10 protein-coding genes are annotated in these 17,721 nt (G+C 41.1%); 2 read left to right on the top strand and 8 right to left on the bottom strand.

Annotation, left to right across the window (positions count from 1 at the left end):
* Positions 1-171: 171 nt before the first annotated feature.
* The 7 genes from MTCD1_RS13120 to MTCD1_RS20755 all read right to left on the bottom strand — a co-directional run bounded on the left by MTCD1_RS13120 (position 172) and on the right by MTCD1_RS20755 (position 11,326).
* Entirely contained in the window at positions 172-423 is a 252-nt protein-coding gene (locus MTCD1_RS13120; RefSeq protein ID WP_057180799.1) for a hypothetical protein, read from the bottom strand.
* Positions 424-1,127: 704 nt separating this feature from the next.
* Positions 1,128-1,631, bottom strand: a complete 504-nt coding sequence (locus MTCD1_RS13115; RefSeq protein ID WP_057180798.1) for an FKBP-type peptidyl-prolyl cis-trans isomerase — start codon at positions 1,629-1,631, stop codon at positions 1,128-1,130.
* Positions 1,632-1,807: 176 nt separating this feature from the next.
* Positions 1,808-2,707, bottom strand: a complete 900-nt coding sequence (locus tag MTCD1_RS13110) for an EamA family transporter (RefSeq protein WP_057180797.1) — start codon at positions 2,705-2,707, stop codon at positions 1,808-1,810.
* 60 nt (positions 2,708-2,767) lie between these two features.
* Positions 2,768-6,688, bottom strand: a complete 3,921-nt coding sequence (locus MTCD1_RS13105) for an AAA family ATPase (protein WP_088568959.1) — start codon at positions 6,686-6,688, stop codon at positions 2,768-2,770.
* On the bottom strand, positions 6,685-8,199 hold the full coding sequence (gene sbcD / locus MTCD1_RS13100) for an exonuclease subunit SbcD (RefSeq protein ID WP_057180795.1): 1,515 nt from the start codon (positions 8,197-8,199) through the stop codon (positions 6,685-6,687). The genes MTCD1_RS13105 and sbcD overlap by 4 nt, the downstream gene beginning before the upstream one ends.
* A 186-nt stretch (positions 8,200-8,385) precedes the next feature.
* Positions 8,386-10,857 carry a response regulator gene (locus MTCD1_RS13095; protein ID WP_057180794.1) on the bottom strand — a complete coding sequence of 824 codons (2,472 nt, stop codon included), beginning with the start codon at positions 10,855-10,857 and terminating at the stop codon, positions 8,386-8,388.
* A gap of 268 nt (positions 10,858-11,125) precedes the next feature.
* On the bottom strand, positions 11,126-11,326 hold the full coding sequence (locus MTCD1_RS20755) for a hypothetical protein (protein ID WP_143760124.1): 201 nt from the start codon (positions 11,324-11,326) through the stop codon (positions 11,126-11,128).
* A gap of 250 nt (positions 11,327-11,576) precedes the next feature.
* Here MTCD1_RS20755 and MTCD1_RS13085 point away from each other — a divergent pair, with 250 nt between their 5' ends.
* Positions 11,577-13,088, top strand: a complete 1,512-nt coding sequence (locus MTCD1_RS13085; RefSeq protein WP_057180792.1) for an MFS transporter — start codon at positions 11,577-11,579, stop codon at positions 13,086-13,088.
* Positions 13,089-13,182: 94 nt separating this feature from the next.
* A complete protein-coding gene (locus MTCD1_RS13080) occupies positions 13,183-14,910 on the top strand; it encodes a bifunctional protein-serine/threonine kinase/phosphatase (RefSeq protein ID WP_057180791.1) in 1,728 nt (575 codons plus the stop codon).
* A 370-nt stretch (positions 14,911-15,280) separates the two neighbouring features.
* Here MTCD1_RS13080 and MTCD1_RS13075 read toward each other — a convergent pair whose 3' ends face one another.
* A complete protein-coding gene (locus tag MTCD1_RS13075) occupies positions 15,281-17,653 on the bottom strand; it encodes a S8 family serine peptidase (RefSeq protein WP_057180790.1) in 2,373 nt (790 codons plus the stop codon).
* Positions 17,654-17,721: the final 68 nt, after the last annotated feature.

The raw sequence follows: 17,721 nt of genomic DNA, 5'->3' as shown, positions 1-17,721 counted from the left end.
TAAAAAACAAACAAACCAGAAATAGTAAAAGGAACATGGAATATTCCTTTTTGGAGAAATTCTACAGCCTCAACGCCTTGCTAAGCGGAAAATAATGGTTGGCTATAATCGCGGAGCGATGGCCAACTGTTATTTTTCCGTTTAAGCAACTTGTTATATTTTATATGTACGCTAAACCTCAACAGTCCAACGAGGTTGATATGAATTTTGAGTTTCTTCTACCGAAATAATATTTGAAACAAATAAATTTCTTGTACCATTTTTTCGTATGTCGTAACAAAAAAACTTTTCAGTTCCCGCTGTTACTCGATAACTATATGGCTCTGCTTCCCTTGTTTCAACTGAACCATCTTTCTCTCTAGCAGTAATCATTATTGTATGTAGATTCTGACCTGCTGAATGGATTGTATCCTTAATGCTCATTTAACACTCCTTGGTTTGAATAAAATATAACAGCGTATTAGTAGGAATTTTTCCTGATTTAAACACGGAAAACCTCCTACTTTCATGCTTTTTATTAAAAAACAACAGTACAATATATTTATCGGATAATCAATAACTTATACCTTCAACTACCAAACTGGTTGACGTGTGAAAGCAGGAATTATTCCCGCTTTCATACAAATGGTCTTTTTTGTCATGGTACTGTACATAATTACAGCACTCAAATAAAATAAAGTCGATATGAAATCTGTTTTTTTATCCTACATCAAAGAACAAATATGGACTAAACGGTATGCAAAAATAACGTTCTAACGCTATCTATACCCATGACCATGAGTAATGAGTGATTTATAAAACTTGTTAAGAACAGCTGAAAAAATAAGGTTAAAAAGGGTGAAGCATAGTCTAGGCCTCAGAGCCAGGCAACCATTTTACTAACAAGGCATTTTCTATATCATCAATATACGGCCACAGATTGACCTGAAAACTTCAAAATAATGCGAGAATATTAGCCCTTCTATTCTATGGTAAATAAATCCCATTATTGATGACCATCCATATATAAAAAAACGCTAAGCAGGGTATCTGCTTAGCGTTTTTTATATCGATTACTTATCTACTAACTTACCTACTAACTTATAATTAAGCTTATCAGCAGCAAAGACTAATTAACTAACGTTAACCTAGTGATCGTGACCACAGCTGCTATCAGCACTATGTACATGGCCGTGTTTCACTTCGTCTTCTGTCGCTTCACGCACGGCAACGATATCAAGGTCAAAAGTAAGTACTTTACCTGCTAGCGGTGGGTTAATATCAACCGTTACCATAAATTTACCTACTTTAATGACGGTAACTTGGCGTTGACCTTGTTCAGTTTGTATAACAGCAGTCATGCCCTTTTTCCATTTAGCACTTTTGCTCACTAAGCCTTGTAAGTGTTTAACCGGTACACGTTGCTCTAAACCTTCTTGATACTCACCGTAAGCTTCATCTGGTTGTAAGGTTACGGAAAACTTATCTCCGGTTGCTCTACCCGTTAAAGCTTTCTCTAAGCCAGCTAAGGTATTATTAGCGCCATGTAAATAGGTTAGAGGCTCATGACCGTTTGATGATTCTAATTCTTCACCCGCTTCATTTTTAAGGGTGTAATGAAAGTGAGCAACAGTTTTTTCAGCAATTATCATAGTGATCTCTTCGTTAATACCCGTATGAGTATAATTAATACTTAATGTTATATCGGGCAGTTTACCTTGCTTTACTCGGTAATAAAATATATTTAAAGGGCAATGCCATGGCTTTAGTCTCTAAGCAAGTCAATTTACGGCCATACTGTTATGCCTGTACTTTTATATCTAGCAAGTTACGCCCATACCAGTAAGATAACCACACTTAAGATTATTAAGAACATACCAAGGTACTCTTTTAAGCTTACCGTTTCTTTAAATACCCGATAGGTCAATGCCAAGGTAATAAAGAACTCAACCTGCCCTAATGCTTTTACATAGGCGGCATTTTGATAACTGGCGCCGGTAAACCAACCAATGGAGCCTAGTACACTGGTAATGCCAACAAATAAACATAAACGCCAATGTTTAAGCATTAAGGCTAATTGTGATTTGTCTTGCAGGTAAATATAAATAAATGACATAACTGATTGCACCGTGATCATAAACACCAAGGTGACGGCAGCACTGACCATTAAGTCGATATTAAGCGCCAAACTCGACTCACGAATTAACAAGGTGGTGATCGCTAAACCTAAGCCAGCCGCTAGGCCATACCCCATACCAATAAGGCCTTGTGAATCGGCTAAGATATCTCTCAATCTCAACTTCACTTTCGATACAAAGAACACACCAACAACACCAACAACAACACTGAGCCAGCCTAAACCGGAAAGCGTCGCACCAAAAAATAAAGCACCGACAATGGCTACTTGAATGGCCTCCGTTTTAGCCAAACTGGTAGCAACAGCAAAATTACGGTAGCGAAAAGCAGCCACTAAACAGGCGGTGCCCCATATTTGCATGACACAGGCCACTAAGGCATATTGTAAAAATGAGGTATTTAATGCGGGAACTGCTACGTCCCTAAAATCAAGCAGCCACCAAAGGTAGCACCAGGCAAACGGTAAAGCATAAAAGTAACGTACTCCTGTGGTCGCCATTGAGTTGAGCTTAGCGGATAACTTTTTTTGTCCTGCGGTTCTTACCGCCTGCATAGTCGCCGCTAAGAGGGTGAAATAAATCCAAATTTCCACAGATTAATCCTTTAATATCACTAAATAATTTTTCAATATCGACCACTTAAACAAGCTATCTTACTGCTTCAATTCAGTAGCTGTCTCAGCATTAAATTCATATTGTTTATCTAAGCTGCTTATCCCCAAACCACTGAGTTTTCTTACTTTAATCTGCACACCAATGCGCTCTTTTAATGCCTCAACATGGCTAATAACACCAATCATTTTGCCACTGGCGTTTAAATTATCAAGAGCATCAAGCGCCACTTCTAAGGTATTGTTATCTAAGGTGCCAAAGCCTTCATCAAGAAATAAAGAGTCAATACTGGTTTTATTACTGACTAAATCTGAAAGTGCCAAGGCCAGTGCCAAACTTATCAAAAAGCTTTCACCGCCAGATAAGGTTTTAATATCGCGAGCAGTATCTCCTTGCCAGGTATCAACCACTTCTAAAGCTAAAGTATCGCTTTGCTGACATTGCAGTTGATAGCGGCTAAATAGTCTATCGAGTTGTGTGTTGGCTAGATGTACTAAATTGGCTAACGTTAAACCTTGGGCGAAGCGTCTAAATTTGGCGCCATCGGCTGAGCCAATAAGTGCATTAAGGTGACTAAGATCATCCAAGGAGAACTGCGCTTGTTTGATCTGCGTAAGTAGATTTTTTTGCTGAGTTTTATTGGCTTGATCTTGGCTGATTTGTTGACCGAGCTGACCTGTTTTTTGCTGGCACTCTTTCAACAGGTCCGACATTTTCATTAAGCTTTGTGACACTGATTTTTCATCAAAATCGACAGCACCATTTTCCTTTAACCTAGCCTTTTGCAGATTCAATTCCAGAGTGACTTTTTCAGCTTGGTTTATCAATACTTGTGCTTGTTTTTTATTATCACCAATATCATCGGCAAGTTTGCTCAGTTGCTGCTTTTTATCGGGACTAAGCAAGGCTGATAAAACCTGTTGTTCATCGGTAAAATCACTGGCAGATAGGAGTTTTGTCCAATCACTGGTTACGCTGTCACTTTGCTTACTCACTGTCTCTAATTGTGTTTTTGCCGTGCTTAGTTGGCCTTTATTTTCCTGTTGTGCTGATATTTCTGCCTGATGCAGACGTTTCGCCTGTTCAAGTTCTTTATCATCAGCCAGTCGCTCAACAGATATTTTTTCTGTCAATATAACCGTATCTTGCATCTGTTTATCGGTGATACCAAGCTCAACAAACAAGGTGACACGTAAGGTGTTTTGAGCGGAAATTTCACTTTGCTGACCACTTAATTGTGCTTTTGCTTGGCTATATAAGTGCTGCTGTTGTTCAACCTGCTGTTTTAGTAAACCTAGCGTGTGTTCAATGCTAGTTAAGTGCTCTTGTGCAGCTTGCTGGTTACTGGCAATTTGTTGGTATTCTTGTTGCTGTTTCTGCACAGAGCCTAGCCAAGTTTCATCAATACATATTGACTGAACTTGTCCGCTAGCCTCATCACTTACCGAAACATTAGGCAAGGCTATTTTACTAGCAATTCCACTCACAGTGATGTCGGCTAATAATTGTCCATTGAGGGTGACCATAGCTTGCTGTGCTAAGGCTAAATCCTTGGCTATCTTTATCTTAAGGTCACGCTGAAAATTGCCTTGTTCGTGTAATAGTTGTAATTGATTTTTCTGACTAGATAATTGCTTATCACCAAGGGTTAACTGCTCAAGGTTTTGTTGCTGAGCTTGACTGTTTTGCTGCAGTGCTTGTTGCAAAGACAGTAACTCATCAAGCTGCTGACTCAAGGTATTTAATTGCTGAGTTAACGCTTGCGCAGTGCCTGCATCTATTAATGAAATCTGCTGTTCATTTTGCTTGCTAGTAATATCTTCCCTGATAAATTGCTTAACCGTTAACGACTGCCAATTTTGCTCAAGACTCTGTTGCTCGTTAGTGATGCCTTGTAGGCGAGAATGTTGCATGGCAAGTTGCGCCGTTAGCTGCGCTTGCACACTATTAAGGGCTTTACCTCGTTGTTCTAATTGCGACAATTCATCATTGAGCCGTGATAAACGCTGTTGCTGCTCATCACTATCAAGTGCTTGATAATCATTTATCGCTGGGTGTTCACATGAGCCACATAAGGGGCAAGCGTCTTCGGCTTGTAGTTTTGCTCTGTGCTCACTGAGCGCCATAATAGTTTGCTGCTGAGCAAGTAAACGTTCAACGTCTTTTTTCTGTTGCTGATTAGCACCATAACTTATGCGTAACTGTATTAGCTCTTGCTCTGTTATGGTCAGTTGTTGCTTATCTTTTACTTGTTGTCGTGACAAACCTTGTTGCTCATCGGCCAACACCTGAAACCGCTGTGCTAACTGCAGGGCTTGTTTTAAGCTTAGTTGTTGCTCTTGGCTATCAACAACCGCTTGATTAAGGGTCTCACTGGTTACCTCAGTTATCGCTGCTGCCTGATTTACGCCCTTATCCTCTGCGTTATCATCACTAAAGCGAGCAAAGATAGCCTGCGCCGCTTGGCTGTTTTGCACCCCTTGCTGTGCTTGGTCGACCAGGGTTTGCTGTTGTTCATTAAGCGCGAGTAACAGCCCTTCACTCTGCGTAATATGCTGCTGTTGTGTTTGATGTTGAGCTTGTAAACCAAGCAGCGTTTGCTCAAGCTTACTTTGCTCGCTTAATAAGCCCTGCACACTCACTTGCTGTTGAGTTAATTGCTGATATTGATTTTGCCATAAGGGTAGTTTTTCCGGCAGTTGCTGCAAGGCATGGCCTTGAGCTAACGCTTCTTGTTGCTGCACCACTGTCTGTAATATTTGCTCTTGCTCTGTTTGAGCCGTGACTAAAGCCGCTTCGTTAACCGTTAATTCCTGGCTTTGTCCAGCGACCCTATTGTTAGTCTCTTGCCAAGCTGCTTGTTGGTGAGTAATGGCATGTTCAAGCGGTTGGATCTTTTCCTGCAATACTTGCTCAATAACGTTACGTTGTTTTTCTGCCGTAATTTGGCTGGTTTTTAGCTGGGTTAAGACACTATCACTGGCTAAAACCGCTTGCTCCAGTGTTGCTAATTGCTCGGTTTGACTAGTCACTTGCTGCAAACTTTGCTGGTATTGCTGACGATAATGCGCCATTTGCTCATAAGGCGCGCGCAGCGGCTCAGCCAAAGTCGACTGGGTGAGTAAATCAAGATCGGCTTTTGCTTGCTGCTCTTGCATCTCTATCGCTGTTAACTGCTGCTTTGCCTCTTGTTGTGCTTGTGCATTAGTCGATAAATTCGAGCACCAATTTTTTACTTGTTGCGCCTGCTGCACTTGTTCATTTAACTGTTTTTCTTCACTTGTGGTTTGCGCAAGTTGTCGCTCAAGCTCACTGACCTGCTCTTCATCAAGTAAGGCGACACCTTGGCTCTGAGCTTGTAATAACTTCAATTCTTCACTGGCACTGCGGTGATTATCAAAAACTTGTTGGGAAATATCGCCGTAAATTTCGGTACCGGTGAGTTGTTCAAGTAATTGTGCACGCTCATTGGCCGGAGCATTTAAAAAGGCGGCAAACTCCCCTTGGGAAAGCATCATTGATTTGGTAAAACGTGAAAAGTTAAGCCCAGTTAAATCGCTAATATCACTGCGCACTGTTTTAAGCTTATTTGACATTATGGTGCCATCGAGTTTAGCGAGTTCAGCTACAGGCTCTAATAAATTGCCATCAAGCTTATTGCGGGCTCTTTTTTGGCTCCAAAAGGCCCGATATCCTTGACCTTTTACTTCAAATTCAACCTCAGCCATACAGTGACTAGTATGGCGGGTCATTAACTGGTTTTGTTTTTTAGAAACAGTTAAACGCGGTGTTTGATGATAAAGCGCTAAACAAATAGCATCGAGTATGGTAGTTTTTCCGGCCCCAGTAGGACCGGTAATAGCGAATAAACCGCTGCTATCAAAAGGCGCGGCACTAAAATCTATTTTCCAACTGCCTTTGAGAGAATTAATGTTCTCAAAGCGTAACGTTAAAATTCTCATAAATTGTCTTGCTCAACCTCTTCAACCTTGCCATTTTCCTTGCCCGCATCACTATCACAAGCCTCGCTTTGTCCTTGCTTTTCAGCCTCACCTTGCTTAACTTCAGCTGAGCGCTTAGCGGAAAGCTCCACCGATAGCTCAGTAAACAATAATTTTAAGCGCTCTTTACGGGCTAATTCCTCCTCCGTTTGCCAATCCAGTTGTGACAAACGCGAATCAAATACTTCTGCCAACGATAATTCGCTTAAAGTACTGTTATCTTGCTGTGATAGTTGTGCTTGCAGACGTTGCCGTGCTTTTTTACAACGACGCACCAATAACACTTCAAACGGCATATCAACAACAAGATCACTGACTCTTTGTGATAAATCGCTCAAGTGATCGCCATTATCAATTTCAATATCCAGCCAAGCTTTACTCTCAAGCGCTAGCTCGGTTTGCGCACCCTGCTCTTTAAACAATTCAAACTCTACCAGGGTCTTTTTTAAGTTGCACTCAAGCTCATCCACCGATGTTTTTACCATATATAACGCTTGAAAACACGGCACCATAATATCGTTAACCTGAGCAAGTTTGCCCGAGATAAACTCAACCATAAGTACCCGTTTTTCCTGCTTTGCTTCATCAAAACTAAGCGCGATTGGCGAGCCGCAATAACGAATGTGCTCTGATTTCGCCACGTGTTGCGCTCTATGGATATGACCCAGAGCGATATAGTCTGCTGGCGGAAAAGCGCTAGCAGGAAAAGCTTCTAACGAGCCTATATAAATATCTCTGACCGAGTCACTTTTACTATCACTTAACGATACGCCAAGCGCAGTAAGGTGACCCGTAGCAATAATTGGCAGTTGCTCGCCCGGCTCCACTTCTTTCGATATTTCTTTGGATGGTGCTTTAGCTTGTGTTTTGGCTTGCTCTTTGAATAGCTTTTTAGCTAAAACAACCGCGTGTTGATAAAGGTGCTGATAATGAGCACTGATCGCTTGTTGTAAATTTTGCTGTTTATCACTGGCCGACTGACCAGCACGGCTTTTAATAACATCACGTGGACGGACAAAAGGGATGGCACAAATAATGGCCGATGCTTGCCCTTTGGCATTCATTAACGGAAAAACTTGCTGTGCCAAGGCCTTAGCTGCCGCACTTGTTTCAGTGCTTAAATCATCTTCAGCAAGTGACACAGGAATTACTTGGGTAATAACGCGGGTAGATAAACTGGCTAATACCGCTTGCGACTCAGACAACATCGCCACTGAGTCATGATTTCCAGCCAATATAACCAGTTGGCAAGCAGTAAGATGTAGCTTGGCAATAAAATCATAATACATTTCACGGGCATAACTTGGCGGGGTTGAGGTATCAAAAATATCACCGGCAACAATAATGGCATCAATATTATGCTTGCTAACTTGTGCTATCAACCAACTAAGAAATTGTTGATGTTCATTGGCGCGGCTTTTGCCGTAAAAATATTGGCCAAGGTGCCAATCTGAGGTATGGATAATGCGCATAAAACGGGAAAAACTGTGCAATGAAGACGTGGCCGTAGTTTACCTGAACAAGTAAATTAAGTGTAGGCAGTTTCCCCATCCTTTAAGGCTAATTGATAGTGACGACCAAAAAACTCAAACTTATCACCCGCTATACCATTACAAATAGCGATTAATACAATTTAAATCACTAAAGCTGAATCGAATTTACTCAATTAATGAAGGTTGTTTTGTCTTATTTAGCCACTTATTAACCGTATCCGTTAATATTTCCAACTCAATTGGCTTAGTTAAATAGTCACTCATACCCGCAGCAAAACATTTCTCATCATCGCCAATCATAGCGTTAGCTGTCATGGCAATAATTGGAATATCTTTATAGTTATCCCCTGCTTCGCCTAAACGAATTTCTCTGGTAGCTTGATAGCCATCCATGGTTGGCATTTGGCAATCCATTAACACCAAAGTGAAGGGGTCGTCTGCATGGGCGTTAGCCAAAATATGTAAGGCTTCTTGGCCATTCTTTGCCGCGGTCACATCAAGGCCAATTTCATGCAGCATTTGCGTTGCTACCACAGTATTAATTCGGTTATCTTCGACCAATAAAATTCTAACCTTAGCTAACCTACTTATAGGCTCGACCTCGTTTTCACTGATAGCGCTGTAATTTTCAGCTAATTCATTATTTTCATGGGAAAATGAAGCTAAATATTGATGGGTAATAATAGGTTGCGAGCCGTCAGTATCACTGGCGGTGGATTTTATTATGGCTAACGCATCTAAAATATCGGCTCCGGTAACGGGTTTTGAGAAATAAGCACTAAAACCTAAATCGGTAAAATATTGCTTATCACCTTGTGTAGACATGGATGTCATCATGACCATGGGCAGTTGATTAAAACGCTTATCGTTTTTTATTTTCTTAGCAAAAGTGGCACCGTCCATTTCCGGCATCTGCATATCAACAAAAATCACATCAAACAAAGCCTGCTCATTGTCATAATACTGAGCCAATTTTAATAACGCCGCTGCAGCACTGTCCACTTCTTCTACGTAGCAGCCCCAGAGTTCCAATTGTCCTCTTAATACTTCCCTATTGGTGGCGTTATCATCTATCACTAATAAGGATAACTTGCTGACATCAATATGGGGTATTACCTGTTTAGATTGATTGCTTTTTAACAAGGTAATATTAAATTTAAAACAACTGCCCTTAGCCAAGGTGCTAGTAACCGATATTGAACCTTGCATCAATTCACATAATTGTTTGGCAATGGATAAACCGAGCCCAGTGCCGCCATATTTGCGGGTAGTGGAAGAGTCAACTTGGGTAAATAGTTGAAAAAGCTTATTAATGGCTTTTTTCGGAATACCTATGCCGCTATCCTGCACGGTACAAGTAAAGATTAGTGCTGAATTTTCACCTTCAATCAGTTCCGCCCTCACGATAATCTCGCCCTTTTCGGTAAACTTTATTGCGTTTGAGACTAAATTTGCAATGATTTGTCTAATGCGGTCTGGATCACCTTTGACCATGGAATGTTCAATGCGAGTAATATCGAGAATAATTTCTAAGCCTTTACTTTCAACTTGTAAGGCCACAGATTGAGCAAGTTCAATTAATAAACTGCGCAGGTCAAAGTCCAGTATTTCTAAATCTAGTTTCCCCGCATCCACTTTTGAAAAATCTAAAATATCATTCAGTAAAACTAATAATGACTTAGCGCTAGAACGTGCTATTTCAGCCTTATACAGTTGACTTTCATCAAGTTTTGACCTCATTAATAAATCTAACATACCGATAACACCATTCATTGGTGTTCGAATTTCATGACTCATGCTAGCTAAAAATTCTGCCTTTGCCAGGGTTGAAGCTTCGGCATCAGCTTTGGCCAGTATGAGCTTGTTAAAAATTTTGTTAATGATGTTAGAGACTACCGCTAAGGTAGATAAAAAAAGTGTGGCAGCGGTCAATATAACCGTCATCATGGCATGTGAATTACTAGATTCTGCGTGGGTAAGCTGCCCTGTCGCCAAAAAGTTCGATGCTTGCATACCCATATAATGCATACCGGTAATAGCGGCACCAACTAACGCCGCAGAGCGTATCATTTGGTAATTCACCTCCCTGGCAGAATTAACAGTAAATTTCCCAACATACAGAGCAAAGATAGCTAAGACCACGGCAACCATGATAGAGAGCAGAAAAAACCAGGGGTGGTAAACTAAAATAAAATTGCCATACATTGCTTCCATGCCCATATAATGCATGGTGCCAATGCCAGCGCCTAAGATAATTCCGGCGCCGATAAGCTGCCAAATATCATATTTATCACGGTCAATAAAAAACAACGCGATGTAACTGGCCGCAATAGCAGGCAGAACAGATAATGCGGTGAGCACAAGATGATGGTGCACGGCTACGGGTAATGATAACGCCAGCATACCAACAAAGTGCATCGACCATATTGCGCACCCCATGGCGATAGAGCCGCCGATATGCCAGAAGCGCTTAGTGGCAACAGACTCAGCATGACGCATAGAGGGAATGGTAGATAACCCTGCGTACACACCAATCCAAGCAACGATATAAGAAGCAAAGACAACAAAGTAATTATAATCGGTAGTTAATGTTAGCAAGAGATCGGTATTATTATCTATAAATTCTAAGCCAAACATATTTTAGCGTCTCAAGATTGAAAAAAGTGGAGATGAAATTTACAATGCATTAGCATTTAGCATAGACCCATTTAGCCAATTAGCCATTAAGGCCTAAGCCCTAAGCCAACTTCACCTTAGCGTGATCATTATTTTCTCTGCTGTCAAAACAGTTGCATTCGCCAACATGTTGTCAATTATATTTCCCGCGGATAAAGCCATGATACTAGCCATAACAAAAAACATAATGGTGGCAGCTAAATAATAACCAGCAGCAGTTTTCTGTTTTTTAACACCGATAATAGCAGCAGACAAACAGGCAATAAAAATCACCGAGCACGTTAATAAGCCAAACCATGCCTATTGACATAATGGCTATCAGCAGCACAATAAAAACTAAGCGATTGGATTTATCATTAAATAGTGCTAACTGATGGACAATAAAACTATCAGTGATTGTCATCGGCCGTGTTAGACGAGAAAAATTCATAATAAGGAAGAATCCTGACTGCCGCATTGAATTAGCTAGGGTTATTATCACTGAACATATCTATTTGTTACACTTTTGTAAACTTGCTACATTTTATCACTTATTAAGCTGCACTATGGTGCATACCAACCTTCCTCACGCTTTAAATATAATAAATAACCATAGATATCAACACGTTAAATGATGGCTCGTTTTTTGCTGATAATTTACTATTGTTTGAAAATTCACCCTAACTAAATCAAGGTTTTGTATGAGTCAATCATCGTTAAAACATAATTTTTTATCCTTTCAGGGCCGAGCCAGAATTCTCCATAGTACCTGGCTAGCTTTTTTTATCACTTTCCTAGTATGGTTTAGCCATGCACCACTCATGTCTACCATACAAACCAGTATGGGCTTAACAGATATTGAAGCTAAAATATTATTGATTTTAAATGTGGCATTAACGATACCGGCCCGAATTGTCACGGGTATGTTGGTTGATAAATATGGTCCGCGTAATTCTTATACCGCCATGTTGGTGGCTACGGCACTATTATGTTTTTTCTTTGCCTCTGCGCAAAGTTTTGAAACCTTAGCGTTAGCTAAGTTTTTAATGGGTTTTGTTGGTGCGGGTTTTGTCATTGGCATTCGCATGATCAGTGAATGGTATCCAGCAAAGCAATTAGGTTTAGCCGAAGGTATATATAAGGGCATGGGTAACGTAGGCTCTGCCGTTGGTGCCGGTACTTTAGTGTATATCGCCAGTTTATTTGGCGGCGAAGATGGCTGGCGTTATGCCATTGCCTCAACCGGCGTATTGGCACTGTTATATTCAGTTTTTTACTATTTTGCCGTAACAGATACACCGGTAGGCTCTACTTATTTCAAACCTAATAAGTCCGGTGGTCTTGAGCTAACTAGCAAGCGAGATTTTGTTTTCTGTCTATTGTTTAATATTCCTATGGTGGCGGCATTGGCCATATTAACGTGGCGAGTAACCGATGCTGGTGTGGTTGCTGGTACAGGTGCTGAATTAATTATTGGTGCCGGTTTACTCAGTGATTTTACTGCCTATGTTATTTATGGCTTATTACTGGCATTGACCCTTTATCAATCGTGGAAATTGTATCAGGTGAATAAAGACATGTTGCAATCACCGCCTATGGATGAAATCTTACAGTATAAGTTCAAACAAGTAGCCATCTTAAGTATTGGTTATGCGGTAACCTTTGGTGCTGAATTATCGGTGATATCCATGTTAGCGCAATACTTTGAAAGTCAATTTTTAGTCGCTGCTGCTGCTGCCGGTATATTTGGTGCTTGTTTCGCCGCCGTTGATGTATTTTCTTGTCCCTCAGGTGGTATGTTCAGTGATAAGTTTGGTCGTAAACTTCCCTTGATCTTTTTATTAAGCGGCGCATCATTAGGCTTTTTTGTTATGTCATTGATCACCCCAGCATGGCCTCTTGCGGCAGTGGTTGCCACCATGATGATTTGCTCATTCTTTTTAGGCTCGGCAGCCGGATGTATTTTTGCGGTAGTGCCCCTAGTCAAACGCAAATTAACCGGACAAATTGCCGGTACGGTTGGTGCCTATGGTAACGTTGGTGCTGTAGTATTTTTACTGGTCTTTTCCTTTGTTTCACCCTCGGTGTTTTTTGCTACTATCGGTGCTGGGGTCGCCTTTGCCGTTTGTTGTTCGCTATTTTTAGATGAGCCAAAAAGTACCATGGCCGAAGTGATGCCTGATGGCACAGTGCAAATGATTGAAGTACATTAACACTGATTATTTGATAATATTTTATGGTCGCTTAACTCTTACCGGTATAAGAGTTAAGCGATTTTTAACCTAGATAAAAACAGGATGGGGCGATTTGGCCAGTGAATTAAGCTTTACTGTGGCACAACGTTCAGTAGCAGGTAAAAAAGCTCAGAACGAAGATGCCATTGGTATACGACTTCCTAAAGATTCGTTATTAACCAACAAAGGCGCTGTAGCGGTAATTGCTGACGGTGTCAGTGCCGCAGAAGCAGGTAAAGAAGCCAGTGAAACCTGTGTGCATAATTTTTTATATGACTATTATTCTACGCCCGATAGTTGGAGTGTTAAAAAATCAACGTCGCAGGTGTTAACCGCGCTTAATCGTTGGTTATATGGTCAAGGGCAACAATTCAATGATGTACACAAAGGCTATATTAGTACCTTCAGCTGCATTATTTTCAAATCACAAACTGCCCATGTTTTTCATGTGGGTGATAGCCGTATCTATCGTTTTCGCCACGGTGAATTAGAACAAATAACCAGAGATCACAGCACTTATATCAATGCAAATCAAAGCTATTTATCTCGAGCCATGGGTTTAGATGTAAAGCTCGATGTCGACTGTCACAGCTTAGCGGTAGAAGTAGCAGACATTTACTTGTTAACTACCGATGGCATCCATGACTTTGTTAAACACAAAGAGTTAGCCGCTATTTTAGCTAAGCTAACACCAGAAAGTGATGAAGCCTGCTTTGAGCTGGCATGCGAAAATTTTATTGCTCTAGCGCTAACCAACAGCAGTGGCGATAACTTAAGTTGTCAAATTTTACGACTTGATAGCCTGCCGGCACAAACCATCAATGAAGTTGGCCGCAAGCTGTCAGAATTACCTTTTCCGCCTTATTTAGAGCCTGAGATGATATTGGACGGATACAAGGTGGAAAAGGTCTTACATGTCAATACCCGCAGTCAAGTGTATGTGGTGCGAGATGTTGACAGCGGCGCACGTTATTGCATGAAAACACCGTCGGTTAATTTTGACGATGATTTGCCTTATGTCGAACGTTTTATTATGGAAAGTTGGATGGGTAGTCGCATCAATAGCCCTCATGTAGTTAAAGTAATTGAAGGTAATAGAGCAAAGAATTGGCTTTATTATTTAACTGAATATATTGAAGGCATAACCCTAGAGCAATGGATAAAAGAACACCCAATACCTGCGGTGCAAGATGTAGTCTATATTCTGGCTCAAATTGAAAAAGGTCTACGGGCAATGCACAAGCGCGAGATTTTGCATCAGGATATCAAACCAGGCAATATTATGATTGATCATAATGGCGAAGTTAAAATCATTGATTTTGGCTCATGTTATAGCAAAGGTATTGCTGAAATAGCCACGCCGCTGGACCAACCGGGTATTTTAGGCACTGCCGGCTACTCTGCGCCAGAAGTCGTCATCACAGGAAAGAGTACGGTGCAATCTGAAGTTTTTTCATTAGCTGTGCTCGCCTATGAAATGTTAACCGGCAAAGAGCCGTTTTCTGGCAAGCTCAATAAATGTCGAACCGTTAAAGCCTATATGAAAACCAAATACATTCCCTGTTTTGATATCAATCCCTTGGTGCCTATCTGGATCGACTGCGCGATAAAAAAGGGCCTACGCTTTAAAGCCGAACGTCGTCATGAAGATGTATTAGAGTTTTTACATGAATTACAAAAGCCCAATCCTAAATACAAAAGTAACCACAACGCGGTATTAATGGACAAAAATCCGCTGTTATTTTGGCAAGCTTGCTCCGCATTTTGGTTAATCGCTTTTTTTATTTCACTAGTATTTTAACTTAATACCAAATTGATTAAGTTCTTTCCCACTCAGCGAGAATTAAAAGGCTTAGAGACAAGGCATTGATTGAAGAGAATGGTTACTCCCTTCTCCAAATCAATAACGCTGTGTGTAAGCCTTTTAAACTCGCCCTCGGGAGCTTACTCGATGACCACTAACTTCGTTAAATTCATTTGATTTAGAGTGACTAAACCGAAACGAATTTACCTTGTTATTGAACATCGAGCATAACTCTGAGTTGGGAAGAAATTTAATCAAATTGGTATAAGTCCATTGTTGCAAAAAAAAAGGGTAACTTGCGTTACCCTTATATTTTTTTGCTTACTCGCTTATTTTATCAAGCGATTTTACTTAGCTAGCATACCAATTACTGTGGTGTAGCTTGTATGTTTAACGTTACCCCTGATGCGGCTGAATACCCGTAGATATCAACATACCAAGTACCCTGTGCTGGGTCAGTAAAGTTACAGCTTTCATTGTTGCCATTTTTATAAGGGCGACAATCATAAGTAGACGATGTTGATTGCTTACCTTGAGTAACATACAAGTCTGCATCACCACTACCACCAGAAAGGCTAACCGTTAGGTCGGCGTATCCCGCTGCTAAATCAAGGGTATAACGAGTCCATTGTCTTCTTGCCACTGAGATGTTGTTCACTGTGCTATCAATGGGGTTAACAGCACCGCCACCACCCGTACTTGGCTCAATGTAACTAGCGGTTAAACTAACGCCAGTAAAATCACTATAAGCTTTGATTTTCACATAATAGCTTCCGCCAGCTTGTGTACTCGCACAAGATTCAACATTACCTGCTCTATATGGACGACAGTCATAAAGACTGTCCGTTGGCTCAGCACCAAATTTCACATATAAATCCGCATCACCACTACCACCTGTGATGGCAAAGTTAATATCGGTTGCACCCACGGGTACTTCCATAGTGAAAACAAGTTCATTACCCGTAGTCGCGGCTAGCTCTGTTTTAACGACACCATTTTCAAGTACGGTATCGTCTGGGGTTGTACCACCGCCGCCACCTGTACCACTACCATCACAACCATTCGCGCTGATGTAATCAATGGCATCTTTAGTTTGTACTAATCCATAACCAAATTTAACATCCCGGCCAGTTGCACCAAGATCTTGTGCCGTGGCATTAAGTACATTACGAATTTCGACGTTAGTACAGCTAGGATGATGACTCCATACTAAGGCAGCGACACCAGCAACATGAGGTGATGCCATTGAGGTACCACTCATCTTGCCATAATTACCCGCGCCAATATTTACCGTTGCACTCGCGCCTAAGTTACTTAACATGGCTGCACCATCAGTATCTGAAATAGTAACACTCGGAATGCTAGTCGCGTTGGTGGTACCTAAGGTGCCACCAAAACTGCCCGCTACGTTATTATAAATAATAGCGCCAACACCGCCGCTGTCTTGACAAGCTTTGACTTTATCGTGAAATGAAATGCTACCACGAGCAATTAAACACACATTACCGTTAGCACCCGAATCAATCGACTCACCCGTGCCAAAGTTATATATAGCACCTGTGGCACTGCCCTGGTTTGCCATGGCATTAGCCGAATAGCCAATACCGGCAACCGACACTTCGACCACTGAACCCAAACCTTCCGGGTAAGTAGAGTAAACATCAACACCTGGGCCTGATATCTCAACCTGACTATTCTTCTGTGAAAAATCAGCTAAGACTTTATTGCTATCAATAGCGGCCACTGACATCACTGAGTCATACGAAGCAGGAAAACTTTCAGCGTCAGTTGTACTGGTAGCAACACCACTATTACCCGCCGCAGCGATAAGTAATACGCCAGCATCATAAGCGGCTTGCATGGCATTTGCTTCACTGGTATTTGAGCCCGCACCACCTAAGCTCATATTAATAACATCTGCGCCATTGCTGACACAGGTATTAATAGCGCTGACTAAACTGGAGGAATAGCCCCAACCTGATTCATTAAATACTTTAACAATATGCAAGTTAGGATCGGAACCAATAACACCACGAACACCAATACCATTATTAAGGGCAGCAATGGTACCAGCTACATGAGTACCATGTGGGCCGCCATGATCAAACCAATTACCCGTACCACTATCATTAGTACCATTAACCGTACCGCCTTGCGCGCCCATATCTTCATGAGGCATATTTAGACCTGAGTCAATAATACAAATTTTCTTACCACCGGCGTTCGCTGAAGCAATACTGTCATCAACTTGGTCCGCTTGTACCATACCAATACCATAAGGTACGTTTTGCGCCATAAAACGACGTGGTAAATCTTCTTCTACGTATTCAACATTATCATCCATCGCTAAACTCATCACATCTGCTGGTGATAACTCAGCGGTGATGATATTCATATTAGGAAATTCAGCGCCAACTTTAACGCCTAGAATTTTAAATTTTTTCTTAAGCGCTGCCAAACGATTAAAAGCCATAGGGCTAGCCATATCGCTCACAGTGCTAAAATTACTTATCGTCGCTTGCATCGTTGATTGAGCGTTAGCGGATTGCTTATATTTGACAATAAAGCGTTTTGGTAAAGGTGAGCTGGCCACGGCAGATAATATATTATCTGTGGTCTGCACTCCAACGGGTTGCGCTGCATATAAAGCTGTTGATATTGATAGCGACAAGACACTTACCGTTGTTATTATTGCGGCCTTATGTAGCGATATTTTGTTGCGTTTTATATTGTTTGACATGACTTTTTCCTGTACGTTAAATGATATTTATTGATTTTTTTATACAAATTCAGTACACAATGATATAA

Source organism: Colwellia marinimaniae (genome assembly GCF_002207865.1).
Lineage (GTDB): Bacteria > Pseudomonadota > Gammaproteobacteria > Enterobacterales > Alteromonadaceae > Colwellia > Colwellia marinimaniae.
Note: the sequence above shows the minus strand (reverse complement) of the source record. Positions and strands in the feature narration are given on the sequence as shown.